Below are 14,357 nucleotides of genomic sequence, written 5' to 3'. Positions count from 1 at the left end.
AGTACGCAAATTGTTGCCGGATGGAGGCTTATTTATGCGGGGTTGCTGTGATTTGGCCCTTCCCCAGTTTGGCTGGCTATTTCTTTGCCCTACTGTCCTTGTCTAGTGGCGTTATGTTCTGGCTGGTCGCCCTCTGCGGGCACCTCATCCCTGCCGGACACGGCCCCTAGAGCGTGAGAAAAATTTAGCAATTATATATTTATCTAAGTCAATCTATCATTACCCCAATATGCTAGAAGGCCAGGAAGGAGACGACGGTTTTCTCGTAGCGGGTTGCCCGGCGGCGGTACTGTTTGAGGCGGCCAAAAAAGCGCTCGACTTTGTTGCGGTCGCGGTAGGTTTCCTCGTCCATCGGAAGGGGTTGGGTCCGGCCGGGGTGGCGGGGAATGACGGCTTCGATGCCCTTTTCGGCGCAATAGGCGCGGGTTTCATCGCTGTCGTAGGCCGTGTCGGCCAGCACCTTGCCCGGCGCCAGGTCCGCCAGCAGCGGCAGGACCTGCGGGCTGTCGCCGGCTTACCCGCCGGTGGCAATCAGGCGTACGGCGTTGCCCAGCGACTCGACGCAGGCGTGGATTTTGGTGCCGATGCCGCCGCGGCTGCGGCCCAAGCGCTCGGCGTCGGCGTTGCTTTTTTTGGCCGGCCGAATGCTGGTGCGCCCGCACAACGGTCGAATCGAGCATGACCCCGTCCAACTCGGGGGCTTGCAGGGCCTCGAACGCCCGTTCCCACACGCCTTTTTGGGCCAGGCGGCGGAAGCGCTTGCAGACAGAATTGTGCTTGCCGAAGCGTTCGGGCAGCCGGCGCGCATTATTCACATGATAGCGTTGAAAAAAAGGCGGTTATCCTGGGCGGTTACGCCGCAATCGGTGACTTTACCCGAGAGCAGAGGGGCAATAGCCACCCATTGAGGGTCCATAATTTCATGATGACGCATATACTTAAATCCTTAATTTGTTTTAGGTAACAAGCAGATGACCACAAGTAATTGTCCTCACGCTCTAGAGCGCCGCGCGCCATGGTCGAGCAGTGGATGCGGCAGTTTCAGGACTGGCTATGCCACCGCCTGGAAACTGCCGACGGCAGCGGCCACCGCTTCGTGCCCGAGGACTGGACCCACGCCGAGGGCGGCGGCGGCATCACCCGCGTGCTCCAGCACGGTGATATTCTGGAGAAGGGCGGCGTGGCTTTTTCGGCCGTGTGGGGCGAGATGAGCGAGGCCGCCGCCCGGCAGCTGCTCATGCCCGACCGCCGCTACTTTGCCACCGGCGTGCGCGTAGTGCAGCATCCGCGCAGCCCTCGGGTGCCCATCTCGCACATGAACGTGCGGTATTTCGAGGTGGGCAACGGCGAAGCCTGGTTCGGTGGTGGGCTCGATTTGACCCCGATTTATGTGGATGCCCAGCAGGCCCGCTGGTTTCATGAGCAGATTTGGGAGGTGTGCCAGCGCCACCAGCCCGACTATTACCCGCGCTTCAAGGCCTGGGCCGATGAATATTTCTACCTGCCCCACCGCCAGGAAACGCGCGGCGTGGGCGGCCTCTTTTTCGACCGCCTCACGGTGAGCCGCGATGGTCTGTTTGAGGAATTGTTCGCCTTCGTGCAGGACGTGGGCGAGGTGTATGACCGCACCTACAGCGCCATTATGCGCCAGAATGCGCCCCTGCCCTACACCGAGCGCGAGCAGCAGTGGCAGCGCGTGCGCCGGGGCCGCTACGCCGAGTTTAACCTGGCCATCGACCGGGGCACGCGCTTCGGCCTCGAAACCGGGGGCTGCACCGAATCCATCCTCATGAGCCTGCCCCCGCAGGTCGACTGGCACTACAACCTCACGCCCGCGCCCGCCTCGCCCGAAGCCGCCTCGCAGCAGTGGCTGCGCCAGGGCATCGACTGGCTGGCGGTGCCGGCCGGCCAGCGGCGGCTTAGGCTGGCACCACCGTCAGGCGCACGGGCAACACGGCAACAGACATTTGCCCCAGGCGCGGAGCCGGCACCGCCGTGGCCACCCAGCCCGCGCCCCACGCCGCCGAAACCGTGGATGACACAAAAATCAGTTGCAGATGGTCGGTAGAAACGTGCATAGTCCTGGCGGGGAATCGCTGAAATTCCCGCATGAATGAATAAAGCAGGCCAATTTGGCGCGGCGCCCACCGGCCAGCCGAAGGCGCTCCGCGATGCAAGGACTGCCCCGTGAATACCACCCTTAAAGCTCGCTCAGTCTTCCTGCACATCCAATAATCAGCATCATACCGGTAGATGACTTTTATCATTTTGCACAATTCGCAGCCTTCCGAAGGAGGAGCTTTAATTGTTGCGGCGAACGTTGATGGCCGCTCCGCTCCTACTCGCGCGGGCGGGCCGACAGCAGCAGCACCGGCACCTTGGTGTAGCGCAGAACATGGTCTATCACGCTGCCGCTCACCAGCTTGTGCATCCAGCCATGACCCTGATCGAGCAGCACCAGCAGGTCGGCGTTCAGCTCCTGCACCGCCTGCAGCACCCCCGATGCGGGCAGCTCGCTCAGCACCGGGCGCAGCTCGTGGCCGGGCGTGGCGGAGGCCAGTCCGCACGCCTGGGCCGCCGCGAAGCCCGCCCCGGTGCCGGCCGGCGCGCCCGGCGGCAGCACCGTCATGGGTATTATTTCGCACTCCAGGGCCTGGAGCACTGGGATTACGGCAGTGGCGGCGGGCTCCAGCGTGAAAGCCTGGTCGGCCTCCAGGGCCAGCACCACGCGGCGGGGCGGCTGCATGGCGGCATCGGGCAAGTACTCGGGCACGAGCAACAGCGGGAAGCCGGTTTGGTGCACCAGGGGCAGGGTGCGGTTGCTCAGCCACTCGTCGAGGTAGCCGCTGGTGGCCGTGAGGCCGGACACCAGCAGCAGCGGGTGGTGCTGGTGCAGGGCCTGCTCGATGGCGCTGGGCCAGTCAGCTTCCAACAGCTCGGCGGTGGCGTGCACGGGCAGGGCGGCAGCCACCTGCTGGAGGCTGCGCCGGGTGGCGGGCACATACTGGTCGTCGAGCACGGGCAGCACCGTGCCGTATTCGGTGGTGATGGGCTGCGGCAGGAAAACATGTATCAGGTGCAGGTCGGCCTTGAGGGGCGTGGCCAGGGCGGCGGCATACACCCGGGCGCGCTCGGCCGCGAGCGAAAAATCGGTTAAGACAACAAAGTTGGGTTGCATGACGAAGCGAGAAAAAGGTGGCAGCACAATAGTGTGGGCAGCAGTTCGGTAATTTCAGCAGTTTAATTTTTTCGGCTTTTCGACGTTTGTCTTCCTGAGCATTCGGCAATTCAAGCCACATTCAACGCCTCAGCTCATGCTGGGCAGCTCGGGGGTATCGGCCGGCAGCAGCAGCACCGGTACGGGCGTGTGCCGCAGCACCTGCGCCGTGACGCTGCGGTGGAACAACCGCCCCAGAAAGCTGCGCGTGCGGGCAATGAGCACTAGCAGGTCGATGCTCGGGCCATACAGGGCCTCCACGATGCCGGTGGCCGGAATGGGGTGGTGCGACTCCTGCAGCACCAGCGAGGTGGCGGCCGGCAGCAGCCGGCTGGCCCGCACATCGGCCAGGGCCATGCGGCTGGACAGGGCCAGTGGCTCGGGAGCAGCCGTGACGTGCACCACCGTGTAGGAGGCGTGCCAGGCAGCCATGAGCGGGGCCAGGGCCTTGGCGGCGGCATTGAGCTCAAAAGGCTCGGCATCGACGGCGATGACCACGCGGCGCGGCAGCCGGGGTTCGGGCGCGGCTTCGGGCACCAGCAGCAGAGGCCGGTAGGTGGCCCGCAGCGCGGGCAGGGCGCGGTTGTGCAGCAGGTGGTCGAACAGGCCGTGCTCCTCGCTCAGGCCCAGGGCCAGCAGCAGCGGGCGGTACCGGTGCACGGCCGTGGCCACGGCTTCGGCCAGGGGCTCCCGGGTGCTGGTGATGCCGGTGGGCGTGGGCAGCTGGTGGGCCAAGGCTTCGAGGGCCGGGGTAGTTTCGGCCGGGCCATGGTGGGCGGGGAAGCCGGCCCGGGCCGCCGGCTCGGAGTCCTGGCAAAGGTGCAGCAGCTCGAGCCGGGCCTGGAGCGGGGCCCCAAGCACAGCCGCCCACCGGGTGGCCTGCACCACCGGAGTCGGCGGATTGTCGAGTACCAAAACAGATGGATTCATGACCGTGAGACGAAAAGATGACGTTTAAAACACTCCGAATATCCCTACCCGGGCTACTCCCCGGCGGGTGGCCCGGGCCCCGCCCCGGCGCGCTAGGCCGGGGGCCGGGCGCTGGCTTCCAGGTGCCATCCCAGCAGGGTCAGCACGCCGGCCAGCAGCACCGAAAACAGGAGCAGCAGCGGTTGCATAAGCGGCAGAATTTAGCGTGATGGGACCGGGGTTAGGAGGCGCGGGCAAGCAGTCAAATGTCAAGTAATAAACCCGGCACCGCCATGATGTCAATCGCCTTATTGCATGATTTTTATCACCAGGCCACAGAGGTTGGAACGCGGGTTTCGGCTCAGGGCCGCAGGCCAAACAGGGCCTGGCGCAGGGGTTCGTCGCGGTGGTACACATCGGCCAGGAAGCGAAGCTGGCCGTTCTCGGCGGTGCAGGTGGCATAGCGCACGTAGAGCGGCAGAGGCCGGCTCAGGCGCACATAGCGCGAGCGCGGCATGGCGGGCACATTCGTCTTCGGTGGGCAGCTGCACGGGGCGGCCTTCGCGGCGCAGCAGGTAGGCGGCCAGCAGCATGGGGTTCTGCAGGCGAATGCAGCCGTGGCTGAGCGCGCGGCGGCTGGCCTTGAACAGGGCCCGCGCCGGCGTATCGTGCACGTAGATGGCGTACGGATTGGCAAAGCGAAACACAATGTTGCCCAACGCATTATCGCAGCAGGGCGACTGCCGGATGGTGTAACTGAAGTTCTCTTTCGTGACGCGGCTCCAGTTGATGTGCCAGGGGTTGCGCCCCCGGCCCTGGGCATCGGTGAGGCGGTAGTTGTTGCGGTACAGATAGCCGGGGTCCTTCTTCAGACGGGGCAGCATTTCCTGAGTGGCAATGGAATGCGGCACATGCCAGTCGGGCGCCAGCGTGAAGTGGCTGAGGCGGCTGCTGAGCGTGGGCGTGGGCGTTTCGGGCTTGCCTACCACCACGCGGTGGCGGCGCTGCACCGAGTCGCGGGCAATTACCTCCAGCTCGTAGGCGGGCAGGTTGATGAGGATGTATTCGGGTTCCGGAATGCCATCCCAGCGCCAGCGTTCCAGGTTCAGGGCCACCAGCTCGTACTGCGTCTGGTGCCGGGCCGCCGAGTCGGGCAGCACGGGGGCAGCCAGCCACTGCGCCAGGGCCTGCTGCAGCTGCCGGTACTCGCGGTTGGCGGGCTGGCTGGCCAGCAGGGCCGCGGGCACATTGTGGCCGGCAAGGGCGGCGCGCAGCACTGGGCCCGGCTGCCCGGCCGGCCCGGCAGCCCGCTCCCCCCCGACACCGTGTAGGGCCGCAGCCGCCCACGCCGCAAATCGCGCACAAAAGCCAGCACCGCATCGCTGAGGTACACGTCGAGGCGGGCCTGCCGGGCAGCGGCCGGACGCCGAGCGCGGCCCAGCGAATCGCGCAGGGCCAGCAGCTGGCCCAGGTGGTAGTCGGCGGGGCTCAGGCCGTGCTCGGCGGCGCGGGCCAGCAGGGCCAGAGCGGCACTCATGTTGAGGCTGTCGGGCGCGGTGCCCCAGGCCGGGGCGCAGTCGGGGCCGTAAAACGCCCGCAGGGCGGCTCCGGCCTGCAGGCCCCGCTGCTCATCGGCGGCGCGTTGGCTGCCGGCCACCGTGGTATCGAGCAGGGCCTGAATGGATGAGCCCACGGGCTCGGTGGGCAGTGGGCTGGCGGGGTTGATGGCGGCCGAAGTCGGGGCCGGGACCTACCAGCCGGACGCGGAGCCGCTCCCCGGGGCCATAAGGACCAGGCACAGGCAAACCGGCATGAGGCGAAGAGCAGCCATCAGCAGCAGACTTAATTCATTATAACAGTTATTAATATATATATCTTCACTAAATTCATCCTCTCCCTTTTGGGACGGGGGCCGAAGCTGTAGAAGCTGTTTAAAAAGTCCCCGAACGGTCATGCTGCGCTGCGCTGCGCGCAGCATGACCGTTCGGGGACTTTTTGTGATTTTCTATAAACAACTCCGTAAATAAGGCCAGCTGCTCGCCGCGAAACATGATAAAAATCAAGTGGTTTTACTAACGTATGCCAGTTGACCCGCGCAGTGCAGGTCGGTTCTTTGCTTTGCGCACTCTCACCAGCCTCTCCTCATCATGACCGCCTCCCTGCTTGTTCTCACCGACTTTTTTCAGGCCGCCAACCGGGCGCTGGACTATGCCACTGACCTGGCCCGGCCCCTCCATGCCCGGCTGGTGCTGCTGAACGTGCGCCGCGACTCCGTGCTGGACCCGGAGCGCCTCACGGGCGATTTTTCCGACCTGAGCAAGGAAGCCGTGGCGCTGGCCCTGAGCAGTGTGGCGCGTGGCCTGCCTGTGCCCGTGGTGTCCGAAGTAGGCTACGGCCGCGTGGAGGTGGCCGTGGCCGATGCCGTGGCCCGGCACCACCCCAGCCTGATAGTACTGGGCCGCCCCGACCACTCAGACCTGCCCGATGAGCTGGTGCAAACCACCTCGCTGGAGCTGCTGCGCCACGCCCCCTACCCCATGCTGGTGGTGCCCTACCTGGTGAGCAGCACGGCCCCGCCCCGGCGCGTGCTGATGGCTGTGGATGGGGAGCCCTTCAACCTGGGCGCGCACGCCGGCACCATGCAGCAGCTCTTCAAGGCACTGGAGGCCGAAGTGACCGTGCTGAACGTATCGGCCGGCCACCACGAGCAGGACCTCGCCGCCCTGGAATCGGTGCGGCAAACCGGCCTGCTGGTCGACCTGGCCCCGCCCCACGCCCGCACCGTGACCAGCGCCAGCGCGGCCCGGGGCATTATGCAGGTGGCCCAGCCCCATGACTTCGATTTGCTGGTGGTGATTGCCCGTGAGCGCAGCTTTCTGGGCAAGCTTTTTCATAATAGCGTGACGGCCCAGCTCGCGCTGGACAGCGCGTTGCCCATCCTGATACTGCCGGCCCGGTAGGCACAGCGGCACCTTGCGGGCGCGAGGCACGTAGCTTGCGGCTGAACCTTGCCCGCGTAGCACCTCCCCATGCCCGCCCTCCCGCCCGCCCTTCGCAAAGCCCTACTGCAGCTGCCGCAGAAAGAAAAGGACCAGCTCCTGGCCCGCCTCGTGGCCCAAGATGCCGTGCTGACCGAACAGCTGGCCTTCCGGCTGCTGGAGGGCCCCGAGGCGCTGGCAACCCGCCGCGCCACCCTGCGCACCCAGGTCGACGACCCGGTGCGGGGCTTCCACCAAACGCCCAACGACCTGCTCGTTATCCTGCGGCAGCTCCAGACGCGGCTGGCCTACCACGCCAAAATAACCGATGATGCTTTTGGCGAGGCCGAGCTCAGCTGGCGGCTGCTGGCCAACGTGTTCCGGCACCAGACGGCCAGCACGGCGCGCCTGCACGGCCCCACCCAGCCCCTGCTTCAGCACCTGGCCAAACGCACCCAGGAGGCCTTGCGCCAAACCACCCGCCTGCACGAAGACTTCCACCTGGAACTGGCCGAAACCGCCAACGCGGTGCTGGCCGCCCTGTGGCAGTCGGGCGCGGCCCCACTAGCGCGAGAGCTGGGCCTGCCCCGCATTATGGATGGCTAATTAACTGATTTTCAAAGCAACCGAAACACGATGGGCATGGTCATGCTCACCCACACGGGCTGGCCGTGGACCTTGCCGAGCGTCCACCAAGGCATGAGGCGCACGAGGCGCAGGGCTTCTGCGTCGAGGCCGCTGCCCAGGCCGCGCACTACGTGCGGGTCGTGCAGGTGGCCGGCGGGGTCTACGGTGAAGGCGACGTGGACTTTGCCAGACAAACCACGGTCGAGGGCGGCGGCGGGGCATTGCACCTTGCTGCTCAGGAACTTCACCAGCGCCGCGTCGCCGCCGGGGAAGCTCGGCATTTCCTCGGCCGTGAAATAGACGGTGGGAGCCGCCGGGGCGGCGGCGGCGCTGCCTTCGGCCTGGGCCACCGCCACTACCGAAGCCGTCTGGGCCTGAGCAAGGCCGCTCGCCGCCACCATCAGGCCAACCACAAAAGCGCAACGGTAATGCATGAGGGGTCGGGCTAAAGTTCTATGCCACAAAGCTACCTGGCCTTGTTGCGGGCGCAGCGGCCGGAGAATTATCCTTTTGTTGTGGTAATGTTGGCAACTACTCTACCCTACTATTTTTCAGGTACAAAAACGGGGCAGCCCGACCTTTGGGGTTACGACACCACCAAAAACCCGTTCTGCCCCGTGAAGCAACACTTCGCCGCTAAAATTACGACGCTTTTGCAGCAGGCCCCGTTTGTGGGCCACTTGTCCCGCCAAAAGTTTGTGGGCCAGTTTATTCTTGGCCTGATAAAGAGCCGCAACGTGCAATTCGGCGAGGTGGCCCAGCACCTCAATGACGCGGCCAAGCCCGCCTCGAACGAAACGCGCATTCAGGACTTTTTCCGCGAAGTAGACCTCAATTACGTACTGGTGGCCAGGATTTTACTGAGTTTGTTGCCTGCGCAGGGCAAGCTGCGCTTATGCCTCGACCGCACGGAGTGGGACTTCGGCCAGTGCCAAGTGAACATCCTGCTCGTCACCGTCGGCACGGGCGAGGTCCACGTGCCCCTTTATTGGCACCTGCTCGACAACCGCAGCGGCAACTCCAACGCCGCCGACCGCATCGCGGTGCTCGAAAAGTGCCTGGCCTTGCTGGGCAAAGACCGCATCGGCCTGGTCGTGGGCGACCGGGAATTTGTCGGCCATGCGTGGTTCAAGTGGCTCAAAGACAATGGGCTTAATTTTGTCATGCGCCTGCCCAAGCACCACTGCCTGACCCACGCCGACGGCCGGCGGCAGGCCGTGGCCGACCTGGGCCTGGTGCCGGGGCAGGTGCGCCGCTTCGCCCACGTGCAGGTCGACGGAGTCTGGGGGCAGGTCTGGGTCAAGGCCGTGGCGGCGGACGCGTTTGTCTTCCTGTTTGCCACGGCCGGTCTGAACCACCTCGAGCAACTCTATGCCAAGCGCTGGACGATTGAGCAATGCTTTCAAAATCTGAAAGGGCGGGGCTTTAACCTGGAAGCCACCCACTTGCGCTGTTTCCAAAAGCTGCGCAAGCTCGTGGCCCTGGTCAGCCTGGCCTACGCGTTTTGTCTGGGCGTGGGCGCGGCCGCCCACGGCGGCCGCCAGCCCATTGCCCGCAAAAACCACGGCTACCGGGCCGCCAGCCTGAGCCGCCACGGCCTCAATCTGCTCCGCCAACTCGCCCGCCCGCTGACCCTGCCCGAGGACCCATTGGCCCGCTTGGTTGAAACGCTACTGAACTGGATTACGAGGCAACTTGCTAAAAATCAATTACTAAAAATAGTAGGGTAGAGTAGTTGGCAACATAACCGGGGGGCGGGACGGCGGCCCTGGGCGGCATCTTTTCGGGGCTGAAAGCAGTACAACACCCAACTGTCCTGCCGCTTACTTCGCCGCCCATGGTCCCCTCCCCTACTTCCGACGCTTGTGCTCCGCGCGACCCGCAGCTTTCGGCTCCCAACCTGCGCCTGGCCCTTGATGAGCTGGATGCCAAAATCAAGACCCTGCACAACCGCGCCCACGCCACGGCCGCCGGCTCCGCCAATACCTACGAGGCCCACGCCACCGCCCTCGAAGCCAAGCGCGCCCGCCTGGCAGCGCAGCTTACGCAGGCCGACACTCCGACCTCCGGCTCCGAGCACGGCACCTGGCAGCAGCTGCGGCAGGATATCGAAAATCTGGGCCACGACGTACAAGCCCTATTATAGCTATCTGCTGCTGGTTAGCCACTTACTTGCTCCTCAATCACTTCCCGAGCAACTTATTTGCTCTGTCCTTCACTGTCTTTTTTTACCATCATGCACAAGTTTTTTTTCTGCTGTTCCTGGGCCTCGGCCTGAGCCTGACCATTCCGGCCACCGCGCAGTCGCGCCCCAAGTTGAAAGCCCGGCGCGCCTTTTCCCACACCTCGGAATCGGGCCAGGGCAAAAACAACAAAATTCAGTTTCGCCGCGAGAGCAACCGCCCGGTTATCGACATGAAGCCCCACAAGCTGGAGTCCTTCAAAACGGCCAAATCGCCTAAGCCCTACAAGTACTACAACCCGCGTTAGCACCGCGCAGCCCTATCCTGCCAAGCCCGCCGCTTCTGCTGAAGCGACGGGCTTGCTTTTTACGGGTCTGCCGATAATCCAACCCGCGTAATCAATACGTAAGCTCTTATCTTTAACTGCGATATCACCGCAAGGCTTTTACCTGATGAAAAACACGTTACGTGCATTATTTTTCTTCTTATTAATTGGATTGGGGCAGGCGGCTACGGCCGTGGCCACGCCGCCCACCATTCCTGGCCGGCTGGTGCTGAAGCTGCGGCCCGGCCAGGCCCCGGCGGCTCTTGAGGCCGCGCTGAATGCGCTGAGCGCCCACGGCCTGCGGCAGAAATTTCCCCACACCCAGGCCCCTAGTCCCGAGCGGCCCGGCAGCGTGGACCTGCGGCGGATTTACCAGGTTGAGCTGCCCGCCGCCACGCCGTTCGACCGGGCCCGAGCCGTGCTGCTGGGCACCGGGGCCGTGGAGTACGTGGAGCCGCTTTATACCCGCGAGCCGCTATACCAGCCCAACGACCCCCGGGCCGACTCTACGCTCACCAGCCTCGCAGCCAGTCAGTTCTACCTGAAGCAAATTCACGCTTACCGCGCCTGGGATGTTACCCGGGGCGACAGCAGCATCGTCATCGGCATCACCGATGGCGGCGTGCGCCTCACCCACGAGGACCTGCGCCAGCAGCTGAAGCACAACTACGCCGACCCTATAAACGGCCTCGACGACGACGGCGACGGCTACGTGGACAACTTCACCGGCTGGGACCTGGCCAACAACGACAACGACTGCGGCTACGACATCACCATCATCCACGGCTCGATGGTGGCCGGGGTGGCCGCCGCCCGCACCGACAACGGCCTCGGCATTGCCGGCCTGGGCAACCAGTGCCGGTTTCTACCCCTGAACATTTATCCCAACACGCCCACCGGCTCTTTTGCCGGGTTCGAGGCCGTGGTGTATGCCGCCGACCACGGCTGTCAGGTCATCAACATGAGCTGGGGCGCAATAGGTGGCTACTCGCGCTTCGAGCAGGATGCCATCACGTACGCAGCCGTGAACCGCGACGCCGTGGTGGTAGCCGCCGCCGGCAATACCAACGCCGACGTGCTCTTTTACCCCGCTTCCTACGACCATGTGCTGTCGGTATCCGGGGTGCAAAGCACGGACCAGAAAAGCGGCAGCGGCACGTTCAACCACCGCGTCGATTTGGTGGCCCCGGGCATCAGCATCCTCACCACGCAGGGCTACCACACGGTATCGGCGAGCGGCGTGGCCGATGCCGATTACGTGGCCGTGGGCGGCACCTCGTTTGCCGCGCCGCTGGCGGCGGCGGCGGCGGCGCTGGTGCGGTGGCGATTCCCGCAGCTCACGGCCGCCCAGGTAAGGGCGCGCCTGCGCCAGACCACCGACAATATCGACGCCCTGCCCGCCAACGCGGCCTGGGCCGGCCGCCTCGGCACCGGCCGCCTCAACGTGCTGCGCGCCCTCACCGAAAGCCCGAAGGAGGCCCGCGTCATCGCCAGCACGTTCCTACCCGCCCGGCCCGCCTATGCCCCCGCCGACACCCTGCGCCTGGCCGTGGACGTGCAGAATATGCTACTGCCGGTGGCCGGGCTCACGGTCACGCTCACTTCGCTCTCGCCCTACCTCACGGTGCGGCAGGGCAGCTTTGTGGTGGGCAACATGGCCACGCTGGTCCGCGCCACCAACTTCAGCGCGCCCTTCCGGCTGGCGGTGGCGGCCAGCGGTATTCCGCTCAATGCCACGGCCACGCTGCGCTACCGCATCACGGCCGCCGCCGGCTTTCAGTACGACCAATACGTGGACCTGATGCTGAACCCCGACTACGTGGTACTCGATGCCAACGATTTGAATATCACGCTCACCAGCCGGGGCAATCTGGCCTTCGATAACCTCATCGGCACCGTGGGCGCAGGCCTGAGCTACCGCGCCGGTGGCAATATCCTGAGCGAAGGCGGCCTGCTATTGGCCACCACGCCCACCCGGGTATCGGACCGGCTGCGCAGCAGCGGCGGGCAGTCGCGGCAGTCGTTTTTCAGCCTGCGCCAGGCTACCCGTCAGCAGCCCGGCCCCCGCACCGACCAGGAAGCCCGCATCGCCTTTCAGGACACCATTCCGGTGGCCGGCAGCCGCGTGCGGAGCGTGGGCGTGGCCGTGCGCCAGCGCGCCTACGCCTGGGCCACGCCCGACCGCCGCGATTTCGTGGTGCTGGAATATTCGCTCAAAAACCTCACCGCCGATACGCTCAAGCCCCTCTACGCCGGCATTTTTGCCGATTGGGACCTACCCAATTCCAACGGCGCGGCCCGCAACGCCGCCGCCTACGACAGCGCCCGCGCCCTGGGCTACTGCTACGCGCTGGCCGGCCCGGCCGGCACCCCCGCCCCCATGGCCTACGCGGGCATCCGGCTGCTGCGCGGCGGCGCGCCGGCCGTGTATTCCATTGACGGCGGCGCGCCCGCCGGCGCCCCCATCCGCCTGGCCGACGGCTTTTCATTGGCCGAAAAATTCCTGGCCCTGAGCAGCGGCACCGCCCGCGCCCAGCGCACCGCCGGCCTGCCCAACGGGGCCGATGTATCGCAGGTAGTGGGCACCCGGCTGGCCCGGCTGGCCCCCGGCGACTCTACCACCGTGGCCTTTGCCGTGCTGGCCGCGCCCACGCTGGCACAGCTCCAGGCCTCGGCCGATGCGGCGGCCACGGCTTATGCCACCGTGCTACCCACGCGCTCGGCAGCTTTGGCAAACAACACATTCCGAGTGTATCCAAACCCCACCAGCCAGCGCCTCACCGTGGTGCTGCCGGCCGTAGCGCCCGCCACGCAGGCCACCCTACTCGACCTCACCGGCCGCGCCGTGCGCCGCTGGGCCCTGCCCACCCAGCAGGCCGAGGCTACCTTCGACCTGAGCGCGATAGCCGCCGGCGTGTACGTGCTGCGCATTCCCGGCACAGCCGGCACCTATCAGCAGAAAGTGGTGATAACCCGTTAGCGGCACTTACCAGAATTGCCCAAAGGCCCTTCATATGCCCATCCGCATGCTGAAGGGCCTTTTTTTGGCTTGAGCCGAAAGCAGTTCGTGCCGCCTGCCGCAATTGCACTGCATTACCGCCGCCGGGAGCATACATAGTGATTAATGGGTGCTTCGCCGGGGAATATCAGCTATCCAGCGGTTTAGTGCAATCTGGCGCACCTGGCGCGCTAGGTTTGTGGTGCATCTCGGCTCCCGCTTACGCCATCAGTAGCTTACCCGCGCAATTATTTTCCAGCCCATTGCGGCACGCGGCAGGGACTAGCTGACCGGCCCCGGACAACCAAGCAATAGCAGCTGCCGGGTGCTAAAAAGCGGAGCAACAATAAACCAGTCAGACAATACAAGCATAACAATATTTAGCTGTCTTAGTGAAAAAAATCGCTCCCATAAATTACTAAATAAATTAGTCGGGCATTTTCCACTATCCTAACTATTACACAACTATCTTTCGCTGAACACGTTACATGATTCATGATATAATCATATTGAAAATATGAAATCACCTAACTCCTCATCAAAAAAGCCTAAATAAAATACTTTCCAAATTTTTTAGCTTACTGTAATAATTGTATCTTTGGGTATGTCAAACGTCAAACTCCCTACGCCGCTGCCCTTGCAGCAATTTGCCCGTTGCGTGAACGACGCGCAACGTCCGGCCGACTACGTTGGCGACTGGCCTGAGGCCGGCCGCGTGTACGCCGTGCGCGTGTTGCCGCATGTGCGCACGGGCCAGCCGCAGGTGCACGTCCTTGGTTTCTATGCCGAGCGTCCTTACGGGGCTTTTGCCGCCCACCGCTTCGAGCAGGTGGCGGATGTATGGTTGAACTAGGCCGCGCCGGCCGTTCGCCCGATGGTTTCATCCCTTAAGACCCCGCTGGCTTCATCGCCGGCGGGGTCGGTTTGTTTGGGGGGGGGGGAATGCCCGGCACGCCAGCGGCCTTGGCTTCTGTTGCTGCTGGTTGAATTCCGACCCTAAAACGGCTTAAAAACGGGAAACGAGCAACCAAAAACAAGCAACCAGAAATCGAGTACTTAACAGCAATTACTCAAATCGCCCGATTCCCGTTCGTGTGGATAGGGTCATTGCACCAAATGC

General features: G+C 64.4%; 14 protein-coding genes and 1 pseudogene. 8 read left to right on the top strand and 7 right to left on the bottom strand.

Going from position 1 to position 14,357, the window contains the following annotated elements; genetic code table 11:
• Positions 1–232: 232 nt before the first annotated feature.
• Together KQ659_RS07225 and KQ659_RS07220 are read right to left on the bottom strand one after the other, a co-directional pair.
• Positions 233–499 (bottom strand): annotated as a pseudogene (locus KQ659_RS07225) (transposase); the annotation flags it as partial.
• Between the two features lie 15 nt (positions 500–514).
• A complete protein-coding gene (locus tag KQ659_RS07220; protein ID WP_216689397.1) occupies positions 515–664 on the bottom strand; it encodes a hypothetical protein in 150 nt (49 codons plus the stop codon).
• 351 nt (positions 665–1,015) lie between these two features.
• Between KQ659_RS07220 and hemF the strand changes: the two genes are divergently transcribed.
• Positions 1,016–2,068: an oxygen-dependent coproporphyrinogen oxidase gene (gene hemF, locus KQ659_RS07215; protein ID WP_216689398.1), complete on the top strand. Its 1,053-nt coding sequence runs from the start codon at positions 1,016–1,018 to the stop codon at positions 2,066–2,068.
• Between the two features lie 270 nt (positions 2,069–2,338).
• Here the strand turns inward: hemF and KQ659_RS07210 are convergent, their stop codons facing one another.
• The 4 genes from KQ659_RS07210 to KQ659_RS07195 all read right to left on the bottom strand — a co-directional run bounded on the left by KQ659_RS07210 (position 2,339) and on the right by KQ659_RS07195 (position 5,819).
• Positions 2,339–3,178 carry a universal stress protein gene (locus KQ659_RS07210; RefSeq protein ID WP_216689399.1) on the bottom strand — a complete coding sequence of 280 codons (840 nt, stop codon included), beginning with the start codon at positions 3,176–3,178 and terminating at the stop codon, positions 2,339–2,341.
• A 129-nt stretch (positions 3,179–3,307) separates the two neighbouring features.
• Positions 3,308–4,147: a universal stress protein gene (locus KQ659_RS07205; RefSeq protein WP_216689400.1), complete on the bottom strand. Its 840-nt coding sequence runs from the start codon at positions 4,145–4,147 to the stop codon at positions 3,308–3,310.
• Positions 4,148–4,434: 287 nt separating this feature from the next.
• Positions 4,435–5,241: a L,D-transpeptidase family protein gene (locus KQ659_RS07200; RefSeq protein WP_226930112.1), complete on the bottom strand. Its 807-nt coding sequence runs from the start codon at positions 5,239–5,241 to the stop codon at positions 4,435–4,437.
• The gene (locus KQ659_RS07195) at positions 5,232–5,819 is read right to left on the bottom strand and encodes a L,D-transpeptidase scaffold domain-containing protein (protein ID WP_226929866.1); all 588 of its coding nucleotides are present in this window, start codon (positions 5,817–5,819) and stop codon (positions 5,232–5,234) included. Before KQ659_RS07195 ends, KQ659_RS07200 begins: the two co-directional genes overlap by 10 nt.
• 454 nt (positions 5,820–6,273) lie before the next feature.
• Between KQ659_RS07195 and KQ659_RS07190 the strand changes: the two genes are divergently transcribed.
• Positions 6,274–7,086 carry a universal stress protein gene (locus KQ659_RS07190; protein ID WP_216689402.1) on the top strand — a complete coding sequence of 271 codons (813 nt, stop codon included), beginning with the start codon at positions 6,274–6,276 and terminating at the stop codon, positions 7,084–7,086.
• A 69-nt stretch (positions 7,087–7,155) separates the two neighbouring features.
• Entirely contained in the window at positions 7,156–7,710 is a 555-nt protein-coding gene (locus KQ659_RS07185) for a hypothetical protein (RefSeq protein WP_216689403.1), read from the top strand.
• Positions 7,711–7,721: 11 nt separating this feature from the next.
• Here the strand turns inward: KQ659_RS07185 and KQ659_RS07180 are convergent, their stop codons facing one another.
• Entirely contained in the window at positions 7,722–8,165 is a 444-nt protein-coding gene (locus tag KQ659_RS07180) for an energy transducer TonB (RefSeq protein ID WP_216689404.1), read from the bottom strand.
• Positions 8,166–8,348: 183 nt separating this feature from the next.
• Between KQ659_RS07180 and KQ659_RS07175 the strand changes: the two genes are divergently transcribed.
• From KQ659_RS07175 to KQ659_RS07155, 5 genes are all read left to right on the top strand, one after another.
• Positions 8,349–9,461, top strand: a complete 1,113-nt coding sequence (locus KQ659_RS07175) for an IS4 family transposase (protein WP_216688119.1) — start codon at positions 8,349–8,351, stop codon at positions 9,459–9,461.
• Positions 9,462–9,568: 107 nt separating this feature from the next.
• Positions 9,569–9,877: a hypothetical protein gene (locus KQ659_RS07170; protein WP_216689405.1), complete on the top strand. Its 309-nt coding sequence runs from the start codon at positions 9,569–9,571 to the stop codon at positions 9,875–9,877.
• A gap of 26 nt (positions 9,878–9,903) precedes the next feature.
• Positions 9,904–10,221 carry a hypothetical protein gene (locus KQ659_RS07165; protein WP_216689406.1) on the top strand — a complete coding sequence of 106 codons (318 nt, stop codon included), beginning with the start codon at positions 9,904–9,906 and terminating at the stop codon, positions 10,219–10,221.
• 145 nt (positions 10,222–10,366) lie between these two features.
• A complete protein-coding gene (locus KQ659_RS07160; protein ID WP_216689407.1) occupies positions 10,367–13,219 on the top strand; it encodes a S8 family peptidase in 2,853 nt (950 codons plus the stop codon).
• Between the two features lie 622 nt (positions 13,220–13,841).
• A complete protein-coding gene (locus tag KQ659_RS07155) occupies positions 13,842–14,090 on the top strand; it encodes a hypothetical protein (RefSeq protein ID WP_168673872.1) in 249 nt (82 codons plus the stop codon).
• Positions 14,091–14,357 lie beyond the last annotated feature (267 nt).

This window comes from Hymenobacter siberiensis, from assembly GCF_018967865.2.
GTDB classification, from domain to species: domain Bacteria; phylum Bacteroidota; class Bacteroidia; order Cytophagales; family Hymenobacteraceae; genus Hymenobacter; species Hymenobacter siberiensis.
Note: the sequence above shows the minus strand (reverse complement) of the source record. Positions and strands in the feature narration are given on the sequence as shown.